The 21,683-nt window shown below is 72.1% G+C and carries 20 protein-coding genes and 2 tRNA genes; 17 read left to right on the top strand and 5 right to left on the bottom strand.

Annotation, left to right across the window (positions count from 1 at the left end):
* The 8 genes from IEY93_RS23635 to IEY93_RS23600 form a co-directional block, all read left to right on the top strand.
* Positions 1-2,088: Rne/Rng family ribonuclease (locus IEY93_RS23635; RefSeq protein ID WP_189165293.1), on the top strand; the 2,088-nt coding region annotated here is incomplete at its 5' end.
* Positions 2,089-2,276: 188 nt separating this feature from the next.
* Positions 2,277-2,591, top strand: a complete 315-nt coding sequence (gene rplU / locus IEY93_RS23630; RefSeq protein ID WP_189165292.1) for a 50S ribosomal protein L21 — start codon at positions 2,277-2,279, stop codon at positions 2,589-2,591.
* Positions 2,592-2,603: 12 nt separating this feature from the next.
* A complete protein-coding gene (gene rpmA, locus IEY93_RS23625) occupies positions 2,604-2,861 on the top strand; it encodes a 50S ribosomal protein L27 (protein ID WP_184979518.1) in 258 nt (85 codons plus the stop codon).
* A 182-nt stretch (positions 2,862-3,043) separates the two neighbouring features.
* Positions 3,044-4,438: a GTPase ObgE gene (obgE, locus tag IEY93_RS23620; protein WP_189165291.1), complete on the top strand. Its 1,395-nt coding sequence runs from the start codon at positions 3,044-3,046 to the stop codon at positions 4,436-4,438.
* A gap of 116 nt (positions 4,439-4,554) precedes the next feature.
* Entirely contained in the window at positions 4,555-5,709 is a 1,155-nt protein-coding gene (gene proB / locus IEY93_RS23615) for a glutamate 5-kinase (RefSeq protein WP_372444489.1), read from the top strand.
* A complete protein-coding gene (locus IEY93_RS23610; protein ID WP_189165290.1) occupies positions 5,702-6,985 on the top strand; it encodes a glutamate-5-semialdehyde dehydrogenase in 1,284 nt (427 codons plus the stop codon). The genes proB and IEY93_RS23610 overlap by 8 nt, the downstream gene beginning before the upstream one ends.
* A gap of 176 nt (positions 6,986-7,161) precedes the next feature.
* Positions 7,162-7,341, top strand: coding sequence for a hypothetical protein (locus IEY93_RS23605; protein WP_189165289.1), 180 nt, complete (start codon positions 7,162-7,164; stop codon positions 7,339-7,341).
* A gap of 62 nt (positions 7,342-7,403) precedes the next feature.
* Positions 7,404-9,323, top strand: coding sequence for a protein kinase domain-containing protein (locus IEY93_RS23600; protein WP_308425761.1), 1,920 nt, complete (start codon positions 7,404-7,406; stop codon positions 9,321-9,323).
* Positions 9,324-9,412: 89 nt separating this feature from the next.
* Here IEY93_RS23600 and IEY93_RS23595 read toward each other — a convergent pair whose 3' ends face one another.
* On the bottom strand, positions 9,413-10,429 hold the full coding sequence (locus IEY93_RS23595) for a M48 family metallopeptidase (protein ID WP_189165288.1): 1,017 nt from the start codon (positions 10,427-10,429) through the stop codon (positions 9,413-9,415).
* A gap of 150 nt (positions 10,430-10,579) precedes the next feature.
* On the opposite strand from IEY93_RS23595, the gene nadD reads away from it, so the two are divergent.
* The 4 genes from nadD (at position 10,580) to IEY93_RS23575 (ending at position 12,744) form a co-directional block, all read left to right on the top strand.
* Positions 10,580-11,185, top strand: a complete 606-nt coding sequence (gene nadD / locus IEY93_RS23590; RefSeq protein WP_189165287.1) for a nicotinate-nucleotide adenylyltransferase — start codon at positions 10,580-10,582, stop codon at positions 11,183-11,185.
* Positions 11,186-11,235: 50 nt separating this feature from the next.
* Complete coding sequence (rsfS, locus tag IEY93_RS23585) at positions 11,236-11,643, top strand: ribosome silencing factor (protein WP_189165286.1); 408 nt, start codon at positions 11,236-11,238, stop codon at positions 11,641-11,643.
* Complete coding sequence (locus IEY93_RS23580) at positions 11,636-12,292, top strand: histidine phosphatase family protein (RefSeq protein ID WP_189165285.1); 657 nt, start codon at positions 11,636-11,638, stop codon at positions 12,290-12,292. Before rsfS ends, IEY93_RS23580 begins: the two co-directional genes overlap by 8 nt.
* Before the next feature lie 379 nt (positions 12,293-12,671).
* Positions 12,672-12,744: transfer RNA gene (locus IEY93_RS23575), tRNA-Ala, on the top strand.
* A gap of 367 nt (positions 12,745-13,111) precedes the next feature.
* Here the strand turns inward: IEY93_RS23575 and aspS are convergent.
* The 4 genes from aspS to IEY93_RS23555 all read right to left on the bottom strand — a co-directional run bounded on the left by aspS (position 13,112) and on the right by IEY93_RS23555 (position 16,584).
* Positions 13,112-14,446, bottom strand: coding sequence for an aspartate--tRNA(Asn) ligase (aspS, locus tag IEY93_RS23570; protein WP_189165284.1), 1,335 nt, complete (start codon positions 14,444-14,446; stop codon positions 13,112-13,114).
* A gap of 514 nt (positions 14,447-14,960) precedes the next feature.
* Complete coding sequence (locus IEY93_RS23565; protein ID WP_189165283.1) at positions 14,961-15,932, bottom strand: NAD(P)-dependent alcohol dehydrogenase; 972 nt, start codon at positions 15,930-15,932, stop codon at positions 14,961-14,963.
* Positions 15,929-16,162 (bottom strand): helix-turn-helix transcriptional regulator, encoded by a 234-nt coding sequence (locus IEY93_RS23560; protein ID WP_189165282.1) that lies wholly within the window; start codon positions 16,160-16,162, stop codon positions 15,929-15,931. The genes IEY93_RS23565 and IEY93_RS23560 overlap by 4 nt, the downstream gene beginning before the upstream one ends.
* Positions 16,156-16,584: a hypothetical protein gene (locus IEY93_RS23555; RefSeq protein ID WP_189165281.1), complete on the bottom strand. Its 429-nt coding sequence runs from the start codon at positions 16,582-16,584 to the stop codon at positions 16,156-16,158. Before IEY93_RS23555 ends, IEY93_RS23560 begins: the two co-directional genes overlap by 7 nt.
* A 193-nt stretch (positions 16,585-16,777) precedes the next feature.
* On the opposite strand from IEY93_RS23555, the gene IEY93_RS23550 reads away from it, so the two are divergent.
* From IEY93_RS23550 to IEY93_RS23530, 5 genes are all read left to right on the top strand, one after another.
* Positions 16,778-18,040, top strand: a complete 1,263-nt coding sequence (locus IEY93_RS23550; protein WP_229691397.1) for an FAD-binding protein — start codon at positions 16,778-16,780, stop codon at positions 18,038-18,040.
* 182 nt (positions 18,041-18,222) lie between these two features.
* Positions 18,223-19,089 carry a COG1361 family protein gene (locus IEY93_RS23545; protein ID WP_189165279.1) on the top strand — a complete coding sequence of 289 codons (867 nt, stop codon included), beginning with the start codon at positions 18,223-18,225 and terminating at the stop codon, positions 19,087-19,089.
* 204 nt (positions 19,090-19,293) lie between these two features.
* The gene (locus IEY93_RS23540; protein WP_189165278.1) at positions 19,294-20,049 is read left to right on the top strand and encodes an SRPBCC family protein; all 756 of its coding nucleotides are present in this window, start codon (positions 19,294-19,296) and stop codon (positions 20,047-20,049) included.
* A 168-nt stretch (positions 20,050-20,217) separates the two neighbouring features.
* Positions 20,218-21,450 carry a CynX/NimT family MFS transporter gene (locus IEY93_RS23535; protein ID WP_189165277.1) on the top strand — a complete coding sequence of 411 codons (1,233 nt, stop codon included), beginning with the start codon at positions 20,218-20,220 and terminating at the stop codon, positions 21,448-21,450.
* Between the two features lie 75 nt (positions 21,451-21,525).
* A tRNA-Ala gene (locus IEY93_RS23530) sits at positions 21,526-21,598 on the top strand.
* Positions 21,599-21,683: the final 85 nt, after the last annotated feature.

The raw sequence follows: 21,683 nt of genomic DNA, 5'->3' as shown, positions 1-21,683 counted from the left end.
GAGCCGCGCGTCGTCGTCGTGCCTCCGGTCGCGCCCGAGCCCCGTGCGTACTCCGAGCCCGAGCCCGAGGAGGATCTCGGCGAGGCCGAGGAGGTCGCCGAGAGCGACGCCGGTGAGGATGACGAGCACGACGAGGCGGGCGGCCGTCGCCGCCGCCGTCGCCGTGGCGGCCGGGGCAGGGGCAAGGTCCGCGAGCACGACGAGGCCGACGAGGCGGAGGACGGCGACGACGAGGCACGGGCCGCGTCCGCCGACGATGCCGAGTCCGCCGAGGCCGCCGAGTCCAGCGCCGACGATGCCGAGGCCGGCCGCGAGGAGGACGAGGAGGAGACCGGCGGCTCCCGCCGTCGCCGCCGTCGCCGCCGCAGGAGCGGGGAGGAAGGCGAGGGCTCCACCGACGAGCCGCCGAACACCGTCGTGCGCATCCGCGCCCCTCGGGCCGGCCGTCCGGTCTCGGTGGACGAGGTGCAGGGCTTCCGCGGCTCCACCCGCCTTGAGGCCAAGAAGCAGCGCCGCCGCGAGGGCCGCGAACAGGGCCGCCGACGCCCGCCGGTGATCACCGAGTCGGAGTTCCTGGCCCGCCGCGAGAGCGTCGAGCGGGTCATGGTGGTCCGCCGTCAGCACGGCCGCACCCAGATCGCGGTGCTGGAGGACGGCGTGCTCGTCGAGCACTACGTGGACCGCGAGTCCAGCCAGTCCTACGTGGGCAACGTGTACCTGGGCAAGGTGCAGAACGTCCTGCCGTCGATGGAGGCCGCCTTCATCGACGTCGGCAAGGGCCGCAACGCCGTCCTGTACGCGGGCGAGGTCAACTTCGACACCGCCGGCCTGGAGGGCCAGCCCAAGCGCATCGAGTCGGCGCTGAAGTCCGGCCAGTCGGTGCTCGTGCAGGTCACCAAGGACCCGATCGGGCACAAGGGCGCCCGCCTGACCAGCCAGATCAGCCTTCCCGGCCGCTACCTGGTGTACGTGCCGGACGGCTCGATGACCGGCATCAGCCGCAAGCTCCCCGACAAGGAGCGCAGCAGGCTGAAGGCCATCCTGAAGAAGGTCATGCCGGAGAACGCCGGGGTGATCGTGCGCACGGCGGCCGAGGGAGCCTCCGAGGAGGAGCTCGCCCGCGACGTGGCGCGCCTTTCGGCCCAGTGGGAGAACATCCAGCGCAAGGCCAAGTCGGCCAGCCCGCCCGAGCTGCTGTCCTCCGAGCCCGACCTGACCGTCCGCGTGGTGCGCGACGTCTTCAACGAGGACTTCTCCTCGCTGGTCGTGGCCGGTGACGAGGCGTGGGGCACGGTGGACGAGTACGTCCGGTACGTCGCGCCGCACCTGAGCGACCGCCTGACCAAGTGGGAGGACGGCGACGTCTTCGCCGCCTACCGCATCGACGAGCAGATCGCCAAGGCGATGGAGCGCAAGGTGTGGCTGCCGAGCGGCGGCTCCCTGGTGATCGACCGCACCGAGGCGATGACCGTCGTCGACGTCAACACCGGCAAGTTCACCGGCCAGGGCGGCAACCTGGAGGAGACCGTCACCAGGAACAACCTGGAGGCGGCCGAAGAGATCGTCCGGCAGCTCCGGCTGCGCGACATCGGCGGCATCATCGTCATCGACTTCATCGACATGGTGCTCGAGAGCAACCGTGACCTGGTGCTGCGGCGCATGCTGGAGTGCCTGGCCCGCGACCGTACCAAGCACCAGGTCGCCGAGGTCACCTCGCTCGGCCTGGTGCAGATGACCCGTAAGCGGGTGGGTCAGGGCCTGCTGGAAGCGTTCTCGACGCCCTGTGACTGCTGCAACGGCCGTGGCCTGATCGTCTCGACCGAGCCGGTCGAGGGCAGGCCGGAGCCTCGCGGCACGCAGGGCAAGATGGCCATCGAGAAGGCCGTGGCCGAGAAGCTCGACAAGGCCACGGGCGAGAAGCCGGTCAAGGAGGGATCCGGAGTCGCGGTGGCGGCGACCGGCGACGGCGGTCGTGATAGTGTGACCGACGCGCTGGACACGTCCGCGAGCGAGGACGGCCAAGTCCAGTCCACGCGAGGGCGGCGACGCTCCCGGAAGGCGACCAGACCCGCAGGGCCGGCCGAATAGACCGGCAACCGGCGTACCGTCCGGTTCGACCAGGGCACCAGCCATCCGGTATCCTTGTCAATCGGTGCGTCCGGTGGCGCGCCTGGCTTCGCGCGCCTACCCGGTTCGCCGGTCGTTATCAATCGACCAGAGCTGGATGCGAGAGGCGCAGCGTTCAGCGAGCAATAGGCCAGAAGAAGGGTTCCGCGGTGTACGCGATCGTTCGTTGCGGCGGCAGGCAGCAGAAGGTCTCCGTCGGTGACGTCCTCGAGGTAGACAAGGTCGCCGGTGAGGTCGGCTCCACGGTGTCGCTGGCGCCGGTGCTCGTCGTCAACGACGGCGATGTGACCACCGACGCTGCCACGCTTGGCAAGTTCGAGGTGACCGCCGAGATTCTCGGCGAGACCAAGGGCCCCAAGATCCACATCCTCAAGTACAAGAACAAGACCGGTTACAAGAAGCGCCAGGGTCACCGCCAGCGGTACACCCAGGTGAAGGTGACCGCCATCAACCCCGGGAAGTAGTGGTAGCGAACCATGGCACACAAGAAGGGCGCATCGTCCACCCGGAACGGCCGTGACTCCAACGCCCAGCGGCTTGGTGTCAAGCGTTTCGGTGGTCAGCTCGTCAACGCCGGCGAGATCATCGTGCGCCAGCGCGGCACCCACTTCCACCCGGGCGACAACGTCGGCCGTGGCGGCGACGACACGCTGTTCGCGCTCGTCGCGGGGCACGTGCAGTTCGGCAACAAGCGCGGCCGTCGCGCCGTGAGCATCGTCCCGGCCGCGGAGTAGATCCGCCGGTCTGAGACGGGCCGCCCCACCGCCCGAGTGCGGGGGCGGGCGGCCGAGATGAAGCGTTGATGAGGCGGATCGACTACTCGATCCGCCTCATCGTCGTGAACGGGCATCGTCGCCGGAGGTGCGGCGATGACGACGGCGTGACCCATCCGGGTACGCCGGTGAGAGGGGTTACGGTGGCTGAGTTCGTGGACCGGGTGGTCCTGCATGTCAAGGCGGGCGACGGGGGAAACGGCTGCGCCTCGATCCACCGTGAGAAGTTCAAGCCGCTCGGCGGCCCGGACGGGGGCAATGGCGGGCGCGGCGGCGATGTGATCCTGGAGGTCGACCCCAACACCTCGACCCTCCTCGACTACCACCACCGCCCGCACCGTAAGGCCGCGAACGGCAAGCAGGGCATGGGCGCCAACCGCGACGGCGCCAACGGCGACGACGTCGTGCTCACGGTGCCCAACGGCACGGTCGTCAAAGACGCCAAGACCGGCGAGGTCTTGATCGACCTGGTGGGCACGGGCACCCGGTACGTCGTGGCGCAGGGCGGCCCCGGCGGGCTGGGCAACGCCGCGCTGGCCTCGACCCGGCGCAAGGCCCCGGGGTTCGCGCTGCTCGGCGAGGACGGCGACGCTCTCGATGTCGTCCTGGAGCTGAAGACCGTCGCCGACGTGGCGCTGGTCGGTTTCCCGAACGCCGGCAAATCGTCGCTGATCGCCGCGCTCAGCGCGGCCCGGCCCAAGATCGCCGACTATCCGTTCACCACCCTGGTGCCCAACCTCGGGGTGGTCACCGCGGGCGAGACGGTGTTCACCGTCGCCGACGTCCCCGGGCTCATCCCGGGCGCCTCGCAGGGCAAGGGCCTCGGCCACGAGTTCCTGCGCCACGTGGAGCGCTGCTCGACGATCGTCCAGGTGCTCGACTGCGCCACCCTGGAGCCTGGGCGCGACCCGCTGAGCGACTACGACATCATCGAGGCCGAGCTCGCGGCCTACGGTGAGCTGGGCGACCGTCCGCGCCTGGTCGTGCTGAACAAGGTGGACGTGCCCGAGGCGCGCGAGCTGGCCGACATGGTGCGGCCGATGCTGGAGGAGAAGGGCCTGCGGGTCTTCGAGATCTCCGCCGCCAGCCACGAAGGGCTGCGCCCGCTGTCGTTCGCCATGGCCGAGATGGTGGCCGCCGCCCGCGCGGCCAAGCCGGTCGAGGAGCCGACCCGTCTGGTCATCCGGCCCAAGCAGTACGGCGACGTGGGCTTCACCGTCCGGCGCGTGGACGACAACACCTTCCAGGTCACCGGCGAGCGGCCCGAGCGGTGGATCCGCCAGACCGACTTCAGCAACGACGAGGCCGTCGGCTACCTGGCCGATCGGCTGGAGCGGCTCGGCATCGAGAAGGCCCTCAGCGAGGCGGGCGCCAAGGCGGGTGCGGAGGTCGTCATCGGGCCGATGGAGGGCGGTTACCTGTTCGACTGGCGGCCGAGCCTGGACGCCGTCGCCGTCCAGGGCCCGCGCGGCAGCGACGACCGGTTGTGGCTGACCGAGACGGTGGGGGACGAGCGGTCCGCGCAGGATCAGGAGTAGGACCAGGACAACGGCACGCGGCCGGGGCGAGGGTCCCGCCGCGTGCCGGACGGCCGGTGGCGCGATCATCCGGCCCGGCCGTCCGTGCCGGGCCACCCGAGGAAAGGGATGCGACCGTGGTGGACATCATCGGCCGTCGACAGGTGGCGGACGCCTCCCGGCTGGTCGTGAAGGTGGGCTCGTCGTCGCTGACGACCTCGCAGGGCACGATCGACGTCGACCGGGTGGACGCGCTGGTCGACGTGCTCGCCGCGCGCAGCGCCGCAGGCACGCACATCGTGCTGGTGTCCTCCGGAGCCATCGCGGCCGGTCTCGGCCCGCTCGGCCTGTCCGCCCGGCCGCGCGACCTTGCGACGCAGCAGGCGGCCGCCTCGGTCGGCCAGGGCGTCCTGGTGGCCCGTTACACCTCCTCCTTCGCCCGCTACGGCCTGCGTGTCGGCCAGGTGCTGCTCACCGCGGACGACATGATGCGCCGCTCGCACCACCGCAACGCCCAGCGCACCCTGCTGCGCCTGCTGGAGCTCGGCATCGTCCCGGTGGTCAACGAGAACGACACCGTCGCCACCGACGAGATCCGCTTCGGCGACAACGACCGCCTGGCCGCCCTGGTGGCCCACCTGCTGCGCGCCGACGCGCTGGTGCTGCTGTCGGACGTGGACGCCCTGTACGACGGCGACCCGCGCCAGCCCGGCTCCCGGCGCATCCCGCACGTGCGCGGCCCCGAGGACCTGGAGGGCGTCGAGCTCGGCCGGTCGGGCCGGGTCGGCACCGGCGGCATGATCACCAAGGTGGAGGCCGCGCGCATCGCCACCGGAGCCGGGGTGCCGGTCGTGCTCACCGCCGCCGCGCACGCCGCCCATGCTTTGGCCGGGGCGGACGTCGGCACGTTCTTCCAGCCGGGCGGGCGCTACCCGGGAGCCCGGCTGCTCTGGCTGGCCCACGCCACGACCGGACGCGGACGGCTGCACCTGGACGAAGGCGCGGTGGAGGCCGTGGTGGGCCGGCGGATGTCGCTGCTGCCTGCCGGGGTGACCCTCGTCGAGGGCGACTTCACCGCGGGCGACCCGGTCGACCTGTACAGCCCGCACGGCACGCCGGTGGCACGCGGGCTGGTGAACTTCGACGCGGCGGAGATCCCCGAACTGCTCGGCCGATCCACCCGTGAACTGGCCGCGACTCTCGGGCCCGAATACGAACGCGAGCTCATCCACCGCGATGACATCGTCATACTGGATCCCACCACCGAGAGCAGGAGCGCCAGGCATGTCTGAGGCCGAGGACTTTCTGAAGGTCGCCCAAGCCGCCCGCGAGGCCGCCGCCGAGCTGGCTCCGGTTCCGCGCGCCGCCAAGGACGCCGCTCTGCGCGCCATCGCCGACGCCCTGGTGGCCCGCACCGCCGAGATCGTCGAGGCGAACGCCCTGGACGTCGCCGCCGCCCGCGAGAACGGCACGGCCGAGACCATGATCGACCGGCTGCGGCTGGACGCCGCCCGGGTGGCGTCCGTCGCCGGCGCGGTACGCGAGGTGGCCGACCTGCCCGACCCGGTCGGCGAGGTCGTCCGGGGGAGCACCCTGCCGAACGGCCTGGAGCTGCGGCAGATCCGCGTCCCGCTCGGGGTGGTCGGCATCATCTACGAGGGCCGCCCCAACGTCACGGTCGACGCCGCCGCGCTGTGCCTCAAGAGCGGCAACGCCGTGCTGCTGCGCGGGTCCTCCAGCGCCTACCACTCCAATACGGTCCTGGTGCGTGTCATGCAGGACGCGCTGGCCGGCACCGACGTCCCGGCCGGCGCGGTGCAGCTCGTCCCGGGCACCAGCAGAGAGTCGGTCAAGCACCTGATGCGGGCGCGCGGCCTGGTCGACGTGCTGATCCCGCGCGGAGGTGCCTCCCTGATCAACTCGGTGGTCGAGGAGTCCACGGTGCCGGTGATCGAGACCGGCGTCGGCAACTGCCACGTGTACGTCGACGCCGACGCCGACCTCGATCTGGCCATGGAGATCCTGGTCAACGCCAAGGTCCAGCGTCCCTCGGTGTGCAACTCGGCCGAGACGCTCCTGGTGCACAAGGAGGTGGCCGACGCGTTCGTGCCCGCCGCGCTGGCCCGGCTGGCCGCCGAGGGCGTGACCGTGCACGGCGACGAGCGGACGGCGGCCTACGACGGGGCCGTCGTGCCCGCCACCGGGGAGGACTTCCGGAAGGAGTACCTCTCGCTCGACATCGCCGCCGCGGTCGTGGACTCGCTGGAGGACGCCGTCGCGCACATCCGGCGGTACGGCTCGGCGCACACCGAGGCGATCGTCACCCGGTCCCAGAAGGCCGCGCGGCGGTTCGTCGCACTGGTCGACTCGGCAGCGGTGGCGGTGAACGCCTCGACGCGGTTCACCGATGGCGGGGAGTTCGGCTTCGGCGCCGAGATCGGCATCTCCACCCAGAAGCTGCACGCCCGCGGCCCCATGGGCCTGCCCGAGCTGACCTCCACCAAGTGGGTCTACACCGGCGAGGGACACCTGCGCACCTCCTCGGGCACCGTCATCGCCGGTTCCTGATCCGGTCTCCGGGCGGCGGCCGCCGCCCGGAGCACGTCCTCAAGGTCGTCATCTCCGCCGGTCGTGGTGCTCACGGCCGGCGGTGCTCGCCGTGGCGTGGCCTGATGAGGCCATGACTTCCTGGGCCCGGCGTGTCGCGCACCGTGTCCGCCGGGATGGCGCGGTTGACTTGGGTGATGGGTCTGGTCTTCGCGTTCGGGTACGCCGCGCTGGTCGTGGTCGCGGCCGACCGGTTGATGCTCTGGCTGGAGGGCCGGGGGCACGTCAACTGGCGGCGCACCGGCAGGAAACCGCTCGCCGGGGTGCCCCGGGTGCGCCTGGAGGTTCTGCTGGACGATATGCCGCCCTCCGGGTGAATTCCGGGCGAACCTATCCCGTTTCCCGGCGCGTCGCCCGCCCGCAAGCGGCATTGGGCGCTATGGTGGCGTTCCCTATGGGTGGACGGCGAGTGGGCGGGCTCGGGAGAGTCGGCCCGTACACCATGGTGGAGCGCCTCGGACGTGGTGGCATGGGAGAGGTCTATCTCGCCATCGGCCGGCGCGGGGTGAAGGTCGCCGTCAAGATACTCCGCGACCCGATCGGAGACGATCCCGAGTCGCGATTACGGCTGGACCGCGAGGTGCGCGCGCTGCGCCGGGTCGAGAACCCGTACGTCGCCCGCGTGCTCGACGCGGATCTGTCCGGTGACCGGCCCTACCTGGTGATGGAGCACATCGAGGGGGAGACCCTCCTCGACGCGGTCCGGCGCGGCGGGCCCCTGTCGGGGGCTCAGCTCGTCGACCTCGCCCGGGGACTGGCCACCGCGATCGCCATCATCCACGCGGCCGGGGTCGTCCACCGCGACGTCAAGCCGGCCAACGTGGTGCTGGGCCCGGACGGTCCGGTGCTGATCGATTTCGGCATCGCCCAGGTGTCCGACGCCACCCGGGTCACGATGACCGGCACCTTCCTCGGCACGCCGGGATACTCCGCGCCCGAGGTCTTCGCCGAGGAGGCCGTCGGCGAGCCGGCCGACGTCCACTCGTGGGCGGCGACGGTCGCCTTCGCGGCCACCGGGCGTCCCACGTTCGGCAGGGGCTCGGTCGAGGCGCAGATGTACGCCGTCCTGAACGGGCGGGCGGATCTGGCGGGCGTGCCGGGCAACCTGCTGCCCCTGGTGCGTGCCGCGCTGCACCGCGAGCCGGAGAAGCGGCCGACCGCCGCGCTGCTGTCGGACCGGCTCGCCCGGCTGGCCAGGGCGACGGCACCCGGCGGCGGTCCGGGCGCCCGGCGTGAGGAGCCCGCGCCCACGGGCGGGGCGGTCGCGGACGGCACCGGGGACGGCCGGGCCGGACGGCCCGCCGGCGGCCGGTCCCGTACGGACGCGGGCGCCGCCGGCCGGGTGAGGGCCGACGGCGCCGCGGCGCGCGGCAAGGCCGACGGGACCGCCGGAGCCAGGGCCAAGCCGGAGGAGACCGTTGCGGCGGTGCGTGAGGCTCCCGGCGAGCGCGTGCGCGTGCGCGCCGCCGAGCCGGACGCCGCGGCCGAGCGACGGGGCAAGACCGAGGCCGCCGACCGCCGGGCCAAGGCGGACGGGCCGGAACGGCGCACCAAGACGGGTGAGGCCGTCGAGCGTCGCACCAAGGCGGGTGAGGCCGTGGAGCGTCGCGCGAAGGCGGGTGAGGCGGTCGAGCGTCGCGCCCGGCCGGACGCCGCCGAGCGCCGCGGCCCGGCCGCCGGAGCCACCGGCGTGGCCAGGGTGCGGCGCGCGGCGACCGGGGTGAAGGACTCGCTGCTCGCCGCCGAGGCCGCCCGCCCGGCGCCGGCCTCCGCGCCGCCGGGCAGCGCCGTGCTGGTCGCGCTCGCGATGCTGGCAGTGCCCTGCGTGGTGGCGTCGGTGATCTGGCCGCCGGCCACGTTCGCCGTCACGGCGGCCTTCATCGTGCTGACCCGCGCCTGGTGGATCGGGCACTGGCTGGTCCGTAACCGCAGATCGGCACGGGTGCGCGGGACCCTGCGCGCGGTGTCCTTCCCGGTGACCCTCGCCGGGTCGGCGATCAGCGCGGCGGTGTGGCCGGGAGTGCCGGCCGCCGCGATCGCCGCATCGGCCTTCTGGGTGGCCGCCGGCGGTGCCATCGAGGGCGAGTGGTGGCTGCAGCCGGGCCCGATGACGGTGGCCGGGGTGGTCTTCGGCATCGTGTGCGGCGGCATCGTCGGCCGTGAGGTCGAGCGCCTCGGCATCCGGGTGCCCGACCTGCGAAGGGAAGGGCTGCGGGCCCTGTCGGTGCTCGGCGGCTTCGTGGCCGTCTGCGCCGCCGCGGTCCGCGTCCTGGCGTGGGTGCTGCCCCACGCCTTCTGACCGGGTGGGCGCGGGGTGCGCCGCGCCGAGCCCACCCCGTGTGGCGGCCGATCGCGGCGCCGCCGGGCCCGGCGAGAAGGGCGCGGCGGTCAGTTGTCCCTGCGGGCGAACCGGTTGAAGATGCGCTCGCCGGCGTTGACCGCACCCTCGGCGACGTCGCGCAGCACGCCGATGAACGGGTCCTGCGACTGCGCCCACGACTCGCGGTAGGCGCGGGCCGCGGCCTTGACCTCGTCGGTGACCTTGGCGTTGGCGTCGTCCTCGCGGCGCGGGTAGTTCCCGGCGAGGATGCTCTCGTAGTCGCCGCCGCGCCGCCACCGGTCGAGCTCGGCCACGCGCATCACCGCGAACGGATGGGTCGAGCCCAGGAGGTTGAGGACCTTCAGCAGGCCGTCGCGCACGTCACCGGCGGTGTCGTACTCGCGGGCCTGGTCGAGGAACGCCTCGATGTTCATCTCGTGCAGGCGCGAGCCGCCCGCGAGCTTCATCAGCGCGCGCATGCCGGCCTCGGGGTCCTGGCCGCAGAGCAGGCCGCCCCGGTCGGCCGACAGCTCGGCCTTGCGGTGCCACTCCTCCAGGGCGGTCACGATGATGCGCAGCCCGATGTAGCCGAGCGGGATCCACGCGACGCGGGTGGCGAGCCGGGTCAAGATCGCCAGCATCGTGCCGTACACCGCGTGGCCGGACAGGATGTGCGAGGTCTCGTGCCCGACGACGAAGCGCAGCTCCTCCTCGTCCATCAGGTCGAGCAGCCCGGTGTTGATCACGATGAACGGGTCGTCGAAACCGATGGCCATGGCGTTCGGCCGGGGGTCCTGCTGGACGTAGATCTCCGGAATGCGGTGCAGGTCGAGGATGTAGGCGCTGTCGCGGCCCATGTCGTACAGGGCGCGGAACTGCGTGTCACTGGCCCGCACCGAGGAGGCGAGGAACATCAGCCGCAGGCGCCGCTCGCTGAACAGGCCCGACATGCGCTTGAGCACCGAGTCGAAGCCGGACAGGGAGCGCATGGCGACCAGAGCCGACCGGTCAGCTGGATGCTCGTAGGCCCGGGAGCTGATGCCGGGCAGCTGGACACGGTTGCGATCCGGGGTGGTGGTGGTCATGGTCGGCATGCTACGTCCGGGGGGATGCCCGCGCGCGGCCTTGCACGATGCTTCCTTCCGGCTTCCTCGCGCGTCGGCCCGGCGCGCCCGGCCGCCGCTGGGCGGGGGTGGCCCGGAGCGGCGTCGCGGCGGCACGTTAGGGTCCCACGCATGAGGAATGGCGCTCCGACCAGGCGGCTCGGGATCATGGGCGGGACGTTCGACCCGATCCACCACGGCCACCTCGTCGCGGCCAGTGAGGTCGCCCACCACTTCGACCTGGACGAGGTCGTGTTCGTGCCCACCGGCCGGCCGTGGCAGAAGGCCGACCAGGCGGTCTCGGCGGCCGAGGACCGCTACCTGATGACGGTCATCGCCACCGCGTCCAACCCCCGCTTCTCGGTGAGCCGCATCGACATCGACCGTCCCGGGCCGACGTTCACGATCGACACCCTGCGCGACATCGCGGCCCTTTACGCGCCCGGAGTGGAGCTGTTCTTCATCACCGGCGCCGACGCCCTCGCACAGATTCTGAGCTGGCGGGACGTCGATGAGCTGTTCACCATGGCGCATTTCGTAGGCTGTACTCGCCCCGGTCACGTGCTCCAGGACCCGGGACTGCCGGAGGGCAAGGTCAGCCTCGTCGAGATCCCTGCGCTCGCGATCTCCTCCTCCGAGTGCCGGCATCGGGTGGCGGCCGGAGAACCCATCTGGTATCTCGTGCCGGACGGAATAGTTCAGTACATCAACAAGCGGGGTCTTTACCGGGCATCCTGATAATGGGAATGCTGGACCTCGTAAGCATCGACGGAGGAAAATCCCACATCGTGACAGCATCCGAGAGATCCCGCCGCCTCATCGAGATCGCCGCGGAGGCCGCGGCCGACAAGCTGGCGGACGACATCATCGCCTATGACGTCAGCGACCAGCTCGTCATCACCGACGCCTTCCTGCTCTGCTCCGCTTCCAACGACCGCCAGGTGCGCGCCATCGTCGACGAGATCGAGGAGCGGCTGCGCGTCGAAGCGCACGCCAAGCCGGTCCGCCGCGAGGGCGAGCGGGAGGGCCGCTGGGTGCTGCTGGACTTCCTGGACATCGTGGTCCACGTGCAGCACGAGGAGGACCGCACCTTCTACGCCCTGGAGCGCCTCTGGAAGGACTGCCCCGCCATCCCGCTCCCCGAGAGCGTGCGGCACGTCCAGGCCCAGCGGGCCCGTGGGGCCGCAGGTGAGTGACGGCAAGCGCCCAGCCCGGCGCGTCGTCTTCTGGCGTCACGGCCAGACCCTGTGGAACCTCGAGCACCGCTTCCAGGGGCACACCGACATCCCGCTCGACGAGACCGGCATGGCGCAGGCCGAGCGGGCCGCCTCGCTCTTGGCCGCACTGCGGCCGTCCATGATCGTCTCCTCGCACCTGCGCCGCGCCCACGACACCGCGACCGCGCTCGGCGCGATCACCGGGCTCGACGTCATGGTGGACAAGGACCTGCGCGAACGCGGCGGCGGCGAGTGGGAGGGGCTGACCCGCACCGAGATCGCCGCCGGATGGCCGGTGCAGTACGCCGAATGGGAGGCGCCCGGCGGTGAGATCGTCACCGACGTCGCCGCCCGGGTCGCCGCCGCGACCACACGCTGGCTGAGCCGGCTGGACGACGGCGGCCTGCTCGTCATCGCCTCTCACGGCGCCGCCATCCGGCTGGGGCTGGCGCGCCTGCTCGGCCTGCCCGAGGAGCTGTGGTCGGCCCTCGGCGGCCTCGGCAACTGCTCGTGGTCGGTGATCGAGGAGGGCCGCAAGGGCTGGCGCCTGCTGGAGCACAACGCCGGGACCCTGCCCGAGCCGATCAGCAGCGACGACCGGCCGGACTCCGCCTCCGCCGCCGTCTGAGGCGCGGCGGCCGCGCCCCCGGCGGCCCCGCCGGGTGGCGCCCCACCGGTTCCGGCCCGCCCGTGGCGCGGCCCTTCCGGACCTGAGCCTGCGGGAGCGAGCGACGCTCGATCCCGCGGGCTTTCGCGTTCCCGGGACCGGTGTCCCGGCGCCGCAACCGGGGTCACCGCCGTCCCATCTCCGGGCCGAAGCCGCAGTCCACCACGGTAGGCCGCATCTCGCCGTCCCCGTCGCCCGTCCGCGGCGATCACAGGCCGGGGCGGCGCGCGGCCATCGGCGCGGACCCCGGAGGCGGCGGGAAGGTGTCGATTAGGTCAACGAGGGGTTGTCGCTATATGCTCTGCGAGCGCCGCGATGGGAACACCCTGAGCGGTGACCAGGGGCTATAGCGCAGTTGGTAGCGCGCCTCCATGGCATGGAGGAGGTCTGGGGTTCGAATCCCCATAGCTCCACCCAGGTTGTCCTCAGCATCACGGGCCCGTGTCGGCCCTCTCCAGCAGGAGAGCGACACAGGAGATCCTCAAGCGGCGTCATCGGCCGCGACTCGCGTGCATCTCTGATCCGGTCGTGATCGTCCGGTCGGGCCGTCATCACCATGAGAGCCTTCGCCGAGACCGGCGCCTGCCAGGCGAGGGCATGGCGCGTGGCGGCACATCCGGCGGCTCGGACATCGATTCCACGGCCGAGGTGGCACCGGCACCGCGTCGGCTCCGGCGAAGTGAACGGCGCTCGCCACTCTCGTGCCGGGCCGCCGTTTCGGGGCCCGGCACGAGAGTGGACGGGGCACGGGCGTGGTGCTCCCGCCCGTGCCGCCGCTGCTCAGGGGGTGAGGCGATGCAGGTCGCGGGGGAACAGGGTCGCCGTGCGGACGTTGTCGGCCCCGGTCACCCGGGCGGTCCACCGTTCCAGGCCGAGGGCGAACCCTCCATGCGGTGGCATACCGTGCCGGAAGGCGGCCAGGTACCCCGCATACGGCTCGGGTGACTCGCCCCGCGCGGCCAGGGCGCTGAGGTAGTCCTCGTAACGGTGCAGCCGCTGCCCGCCGGTCACCAGTTCCAGGCCGCGGAACAGCAGGTCGAAGCTGTTGGAGAACTCCGGCCTGCCCGGCTCAGGGTGGGTGTAGAAGGGGCGCTTGACCATCGGGTAGCCGGTGACGAACAGGAACTCGCTGCCGTGCTCGCGCAGCGCCCACTCCGACAGCCACCGCTCGTGGGCGGGTGCGAGGTCGGGCTCGCCCCGCGGGTCCTCGCCGGTGCGGGCGGCCAGCAATTCCTGGGCCTCGGCGAAGTGGATCTCCGGGATGCGCTCAGGGACCTCGGGCGGTTCGACACCCAGCAGCGCGCACGCCTCGCCGGCCCGGGCGCGGACCGCACCGGCCATCCCGGCCACGGCGTCCCGTACGACGGCCATCACGTCGCGGTGGTCGGCGACGAAGCCGAGTTCGGCGTCCAGCGAGGTGTACTGGGCCAGGTGGCGTGCCGTGTCGTGCGGTTCCGCGCGGAAGACCGGCCCGGTCTCGTAGACCCGCTCGAAGACGCCGACCATGGCCTGCTTGAAGAACTGCGGCGACTGCGCGAGGTAGGCGCGGGCGCCGAACCAGTCGATCTCGAAGACGTTCGCCCCCGACTCGGTGGCCGTGGCCACCACCTTGGGCGTGTGGATCTCGGTGAACCCCAGGGCGTCCAGCGCCGCCCGGAAACCGGCGACCGAGGCCGCGGAGATGGCGTGCGGAGCGCGCAGCATCGGGTGCCGCAGGGCGACCGGGGCGTGGTCGAGGATCGTCGGCAGCGTGGCCGGCACCGTGGGCCGGAACAGGTCGAACGGCGGGGCCGCCGCAGGTCCCGACAGGGCGGTGACCTCGGGAGAGGTCAGTTCGGCACCGCCGGGCGCCTGGGGGTTGGCGGTGACGGTGCCGGTGACCTGCAGAACGGTCTCCTCTGGGTGGCCCGCCGCGGCGGCCATGGCCGCCGGGCCGCTCACCACCGCCTGGGCCAGGCCCGAGCGGTCGCGAAGCACGAGGAACTCGACCGACTTCAGGGTCCTCCTGCGGTGCAGCCAGCCCTGGACGGTCACCCGCCGGCCGATCAGCCGCGGTAGCGTCGCGGCCAGTGTGCGCCCGGCGGGCGGGATGGTGGTCGTGGACGTGGAGATCATCACAAACCTCGACAAGTGAGTGGTGATCCCTTGGGAGTGCGGGCGAGAAGGGAACTCGCGGTGCCACCGCACTTTCACCGCCGTGACGACGGCGGCCTCGATGGGCCCGGTGACGGGGGCCGGCCGGCGGGGCATTGGGCGCGGGTGGCGCCGTTCCTCCCCGCGCTCGGGAGGGTCTTCGCCGCCGGGGACAGGTCCGCCTTCGCAGCTGCCGGCGGCTCTCTCCTACCTGCCCGGGTCCGGTGACTACTCGTCTCCGTCAACGCGTTGTCCGCAGGGTACGCACGCTCCGTCGCCGGCCGCAACCGGGAATCGCCGTCTCGGCCGATCTTCGGGGCTCGCCCCGCCGCCGCGAGGGGAGGTCGCGGACCGGGCGTGTGGCGGTCGCCTGAAGAGATCGCGAGGCCGGGACGCGGCGATCGCAGGGGAGAGCGGGATATGCGGCGACCGTTGAGAGGTCGCGGTGCGGCGCTGTGATCGACGAGGTGACGCGAGGGATGAGGCCCGGCGGTGCTCAGATCGTGATGGCGATCTTGCCGGCGACCTGCCCCTGGATGAGGCGGCGGATCGCCTCCGGTGCCTCGGCGAGCGGGTAGACGCGGTCGACGACCGGCCGGACGGTCCCCGACTCGATGAGCTCCGTCAGCTCCCGATAACGTTCGGCGCGCTCCAGGACGATCAGGCCGCGCATCCGATGGCCCGTGAACGGTCCGATCAGTTGCGCGCGGAGCGGCCGGTCCATGCCGCCCAGCACCCGCCTGCTCACGTGCCCCCCGCCGACCAGCACCAGCGCCCCGCGCCGGGTCAGCGCGCGCCGCAGCAGCCTCAGCGGCCGGCACCCCGCGAGGTCGATGATCGCGTCGTGGTGCGGACCGTCCCGGTCGACCTCCTCGCGTGTGTAGTCGATGACGTCCACGGCACCCAGGGAACGCACCAGGTCGGCACTACCGGGGCCGCACACGGCGGTCACCCGCGCGCCGGCGGCCGTGGCGATCTGCACGGCGAACGACCCCACGCCGCCGCCCGCGCCGACCACCATGACCCGCTGCCCCGGCCGCACGTCCGCGGTGCGGATGGCCTGCAGGGCGGTGCCCCCGGAGATGGGCACCACCGCGGCCTGCTCGAACGACAGGCCGGCCGGCTTGGGCGCCAGCCGGGTGTGCCGGGCGGTGGCGTACTCGGCGTACGATCCGCTCTCGCAGGTTCCGTACACCTCGTCGCCGGGAGCGAAGCCGGTCACGCGGGAGCCGACGGCCGCCACCACCCCTGCCATGTCGCGTCCGCGCACCGCCACCTTGGGCCGGCGTAAGCCGAACATCGGCCGTGCCAGGTACGGGGTGCCGGTCATGAGGACCCATACGCCCGGGTCCACGCCGGCGGCGCGCACCTCGACGAGCACCTCCTCCTCGCCGATGGCGGGCCGGTCGACGTCCCGCAGTTCCAGCACGTCGGCCGGGCCGTACACGTCCTGAACGATCGCCTTCATGTCGTCTCCTCCGGGGAGTCGGGATACTGGAACACCTCGTCGAGCGGGACGCCGAACACCTTGGCGATCAGGAAGGCCATCTCCAGGGACGGGGAGTACCGGCCCTGCTCGATCGCGATGATGGTCTGCCGGGTCACCCCGATGCGTTCGGCCAGCTCGGCCTGGGTCATCTCGCCGTGGGTGAAGCGCAACGTGCGGATGCGGTTGGTGACACGCGTCGGCTTCACCACTGGGGGAAGCTCCCGTGGTACAGGCCGATCTTGGCGATGTTGCCGAGCACCGCCGACAGCACGAAGCCCAGGTAGATCACATTGGCGATCCAGAACCGGTCCCACCCGGCGACCGCCATGATCATCGCCGCCACCGCGCCGATGATCACGAACGACTGGCCGATGTGGTCGCCGAGCCGCCCGATCTCCCTGTCGCGCACGTCCGTCGCCCGCGACGCCCGCGGATTGACCATGCTCATCACGATCTCGGCCACGATGGCCGCGACCATGGCCCCGCCGATCGTCCATAACAGGGGAGCGGCGTAGGAGACACCGGGCAGTGGATCCCCGCCGGCGCGGCGCAGGACGATGACGACGTACGTGGCGTAGCCGGCCACCGTGACCACCAGCCTGATCCACGCCCGCTTCTCTTCGTGCGTCATGACCACGACCCTTCGATGTACAGAATCTTTGACATCGCCAAAGTAACAAATCTTCGACCTGATGTACAGGATTCTTTACATCGGGCGGCGGAGCCATGGGGACCCGTGGGGGGCGAGGGCGCGGAGGGAGGGGGTCTAGAGTGCAGTCAGCCGTTCAATGGACACCTGCCGTGAAAGTGGAGGGACGCCGCAAGTGGTACAGAGGCTGACGAACTGGGCGGGCAACATCACCTTCCTGGCGGACCGTGTCGAGCGGCCCGCGTCCCTCGACGAGCTGCGGGACCTCGTCGCCGGCAGTGCCAAGGTGCGGGTGCTGGGCAGCGGGCACTCCTTCAACCGCATCGCGGACACACCGGGCGTCCTCGTCTCGCTGGACGGGCTGCCGGCGTCCGTCGAGATCGACACCGCCGCGTCCGTCGTGCGGCTCACCGGTGGCGTGCGGTACGCCGAGCTGGGACGCCTGCTGCACGGCAAGGGGTACGCGGTGCGCAACCTGGCGTCCCTGCCGCACATCTCGGTGGCCGGCTCGTGCGCCACCGCCACCCACGGGTCCGGCGTGACCAACGGCAGCCTGGCCACGGCGGTGTCCGCGGTGGAGATCGTCACAGCCGCCGGTGACCTGGTGACCTTCGAGCGGGGCGGCGACGGCTTCGACGGGGCCGTGGTGGCGCTGGGCGCGCTCGGCGCCGTCGTGAGCGTGACCCTCGACATCGTGCCGGCCTTCGACGTGCGCCAGTACGTGTACGAAGGGCTGCCCGCCGGTGCGCTGGACGACCACTTCGACGAGATCGTCTCCCGTGCCTACAGCGTCAGCATGTTCACCGACTGGCGGACCTCCCTGATCAACCAGGTGTGGGTCAAGGAGCGGCTCGACGAGGCCGCCGGGCCCGTCCCGCTGCCGGACCTGTTCGGCGCCACCCCCGCCGGCGGGCCGCGCCACCCGGTGCCCGGGATGTCCGCGGTCCACTGCACCGAGCAGATGGGCGTCCCCGGCCCGTGGTTCGAGCGCCTGCCGCACTTCCGTCCCGACTTCACCCCGAGCAGCGGCGAGGAGTTGCAGTCGGAGTACATGGTGGCCCGTGCGGACGCGGTGGCGGCATTCCACGCGTTGCGGGAGATCAGCGATCGCATCGCCCCGGTGCTGCAGATCTGCGAGATCCGGACGATCGCCGCCGACCGGCACTGGCTCAGCCCCTTCTACGAGCGCGACACGGTGGCCTACCACTTCACCTGGAAGAAGGACCCCGAGGCGGTGCTGCCCGTCCTCGGTCTCATCGAGGACCGCCTGGCCTCCTTCACCCCCCGCCCGCACTGGGGCAAGCTCTTCACCCTCTCGCCGGAGACCCTGCGCGCCCGCTACGAGCGGCTCCCCGAGTTCCAGGCTCTGGCCCGCCGGCACGACCCCGCCGCCACGTTCGCCAACGCCTTCGTCACCGACCACGTGCTCGGCTCCTGACCGCGCCTCCTGGCCGAGGTCGTCCGCCGGGCCGACGCGGGAAGGGGCGGGTGCGTTGGCCGCGGGGCATGTCCACATCTGGTCACCTTCTGTGGTCGGCCAATAACGGCGAATCGCTGTCTGGCGGGATATCAGCGGCCATAGTCGGAAGGTCTATGTCCTCCGTATCTCGAAAGGCTGCGATGAGACCTCTCCGGCATGCTCTCGCCCTGGTCATCACCGCCGTCGCGACGGTCCTGTCCCCGTTGCTCGCCGCCCCCGCCTCCGCCGAGGAGCCGGAGGTGGCGATCGGACTGTCGGCGACGCAGGTCAACCCCGGTGACAGCCTCACCGTCAGCGTCACGGTCACCAACGTCCACGCCTTCACCGTCCTCAGCGCCACCGCCCGGCTGTTCGGCTCTCCCGGACCGCTGACGTCCTACGCGCAGCTCACCGGGTGCGGCGGGGCGATCGGGTCGTGCGGCACCATCCCCGGGCCGGACGGGCCGATCGGCGTGCAGGCGTCGCTCGGGTCACTGGCGGGCGGCGCGTCCGCCACGGCGACCTTCACCCTGCAGATCGCGCCCGACGCTCCGGGTGGCGAGCAGACGTTCCAGGCGCAGCTCGGCGGCGCGAACTACGCCTCGGAGATCGTCGACGGTCCTGTGCTGACCATCGTGGACCGGGCCGACGCCGCCGTGGCCCTGACCGCCAAGCCCCGGCTCTCCCTGCTCGTCCCGAAGATCGAGTTCACCGTCGCGGTCACCGGCAACGGGCCGGGCGCCGTCCGGTCCGCGACGGTCACCACGCCGCTGCCGGCCGGGTTGAGCGCCGCCTCCGGCGACTGCGCCGTGGCCGCGGGGACGGTGGCCTGCACGGTGGGGCCGCTCGCGCCGGGCGCCACGGCGACCAGGAAGTTCACGGTGCCGATCGGGCTGCTGACCATCGGCGTGCCCTACACCTTCACCGCCACCCGCACTGCCTCGTCGCCCAGTGACCCGGTCGCCGCCAACGACAGCGCCCGCGTGCGCTGCACGGTGGTGTCGATCGTGCTGGTCACCTGCTCCTGATTCCCCGCGCCGGTAGCGGCGTCCGGTGCGCCTCCTCCCGCGAGGCCGGCAGAGGCGCACCGGACGGATACCGAAATTCTTGCGGCCTGCGCCTGGTGTAGCGGCTGATCCTCGTTTGCAGCGGTTTTCCGGGAAGAAAGTCCGAATATTGCCGAGCCGGATGGGCAGGGCGGATTCCCGTACGCACGAATAGGGAGGAAGCCGATGAGCACCATCGAGCACTCGGTCGACGTGGCCGTCCCCGTCCGGACGGCATACAACCAGTGGACGCAGTTCGAGAGCTTCCCCGAGTTCATGGAAGGAGTGGAGTCGGTCAAGCAGATCGACGACACGCGCCTGGCCTGGAGCGTCCAGGTGGCAGGCGTCCACCGTGACTTCGAGGCGGAGATCACCGAGCAGCGCCCCGACGAGCGGGTGGCCTGGCGGTCACTGGAGGAGCCGCGCCAGGGCGGCGTGGTGACCTTCCAGCCGCTCGACGCCGACAGCACCCGGGTCATGCTCCAGATGGAGTACGACCCCGAGGGCTTCATCGAGACGGTCGGCGACAAGCTCCAGCTCGTCCGCATGCGCGTCCACGGCGACCTGGAGCGCTTCAAGCAGTTCGTCGAGTCCCGCGGGCACGAGACCGGGGGCTGGCGCGGCGAGGTGCCCTCGCCGGACGCCGACTCCACCGGAGCGGTGCGCACCGCCCCGGACGGCGACGTCCTGCACGGCACCGGGACCACCACCGGCACCGGCGTGACCCCGCCGCCGGCCATGCCGGCCGGGCCGGGTACGGCGACCGGCACCGGGACCGCCTATGCCGCCGGCGACCCGATGCCGCCGCAGCCGGTGCAGCGCGACTACCCGCCGCAGACTCCGCTCCCGGCGCCGGGAAGCGGCCCCGTCTCGCCCGAGGGCACGCCGCGCTGGGACGACGAGCCGCCGCTGAGCCCCGACCGCCCCGAGCGCCTGGCCTGACCCCTCCGACGGCCCGGGCTGCACGGCCCGGGCCGCGGGGCGGCCGGTCCCGTTCCGGGGGCGCGCGTATCACCGCGGGAATGCCGACTCCGTAGGTCTGTTAACATAATGGACATCCAGTCATCCCATGATTCGATGTCCACTTGACCTACGGAGATGCAAGTCGCCATGAGCCTGCTCGTCACCGCCCCGCCGTCGTCACGCGTCCGCGCGCGGCATCGTCGGCCGGTGGCCAGGCTCACCTGGCTCGCAGGGCTCGGCATCCTCCTCGCGGCGCTCAATCTGCGCACCGCGGTCACCAGTCTCGGTCCGCTGCTGGACCAGGTCAGCGGCTCCCTCGGCATGTCCGGGATCGTCGCCGGCCTGCTGACGACCCTGCCGGTGCTCTGCTTCGCCGTCTTCGGCGCGGCGACGCCCTGGCTCGCCCGCCACGCGGGTGAGCACCGCCTGCTGCTCGGGGCGCTGCTGGCGCTCGGCGCCGGTCTGCTCCTTCGGGTGCTGGTGGACTCCACGGTCGTGTTCCTGGCCGCGAGCGTGCTCGCGCTCTCCGGGGGCGCGATCGGCAACGTACTGATCCCGGGCCTGATCAAGCGGCACTTCCCGCATCGCACCGGGACCATGACCACCCTCTATGCGACGGCACTGGCCGTCGGCACCATGCTCGCCGCCGCCGCCACGGTCCCCATTGAGCGGGCCGCGGACGGTGACTGGCACGTCGCCCTCGGTGTGTGGGCGGCACTCGCCGCTGTGGCCGCCATTCCGTGGCTTGCGCTCGCGCGCAGTGAGCCGGAGCGGTTCAGCGGGCGGGAGAACGCCGGAACGCGAGCACTGGTGCGCAGCCGCCTGGCCTGGGCGGTCGCCGGGTACTTCGGCACCCAGTCGCTGCTGGCCTACGTCATGTTCGGCTGGCTGCCACAGATGCTGCAGGACCGGGGGTACACCGCCGGGCAGGCCGGGGTCGCCATGGGGGTGTTCACCGCGCTCGGCATCCCGGTGTCGCTCGCCGTGCCCGCCCTCGCGACGCGACTGCACCCGCGCAGGATGGTCCTCGGCCTCACCGTGCTGTACGTCCTCGGTTTCGCCGGGCTGCTGGCGGGGCCGGTGGCGGCGATCTGGCCGTCCCTGCTCGCGATCGGGGTGGCGATGGGCTCGTTCCCGCTGGCCCTGACGCTCTTCGCGCTGCGCACCCGCACCGCGGAGGGCACCGCGGCCCTGTCGGCCTTCGCGCAGAGCGCCGGATATCTCATGGCCGGCGCGGGGCCGCTCGCCGTCGGCGTGCTGTACTCCGCGACCGGTGGCTGGGCACTGCCGTTCACCCTGCTCTTCGCGGTGCTCGCGGCGCACGCCCTCACCGGCTGGTACGCCGCCGGAGACCGGCAGCTGGAAGACGAGCGGTCCTGACCGCCGCGCCGGCGGGCGGGACGCTCGAGTTCCCCGTGACTCACGGGTTCCGCTAGACTGTCCGCGCATCACAAAGGGGCTATAGCGCAGTTGGTAGCGCGCCTCCATGGCATGGAGGAGGTCTGGGGTTCGAATCCCCATAGCTCCACCCCGACATCACTCGACGACCGCCTCCGGCCTCCGCTCCGAACGGCGATGGACGAACGCGACCGGGACCACCGCGACCACACGAG

Origin of the sequence: Sphaerisporangium melleum (genome assembly GCF_014646695.1) — a bacterium.
Lineage (GTDB): Bacteria > Actinomycetota > Actinomycetes > Streptosporangiales > Streptosporangiaceae > Sphaerisporangium > Sphaerisporangium melleum.
The sequence above is the reverse complement of the archived record's forward strand: the minus strand, read 5'-3'. Positions and strand labels throughout refer to the sequence as shown.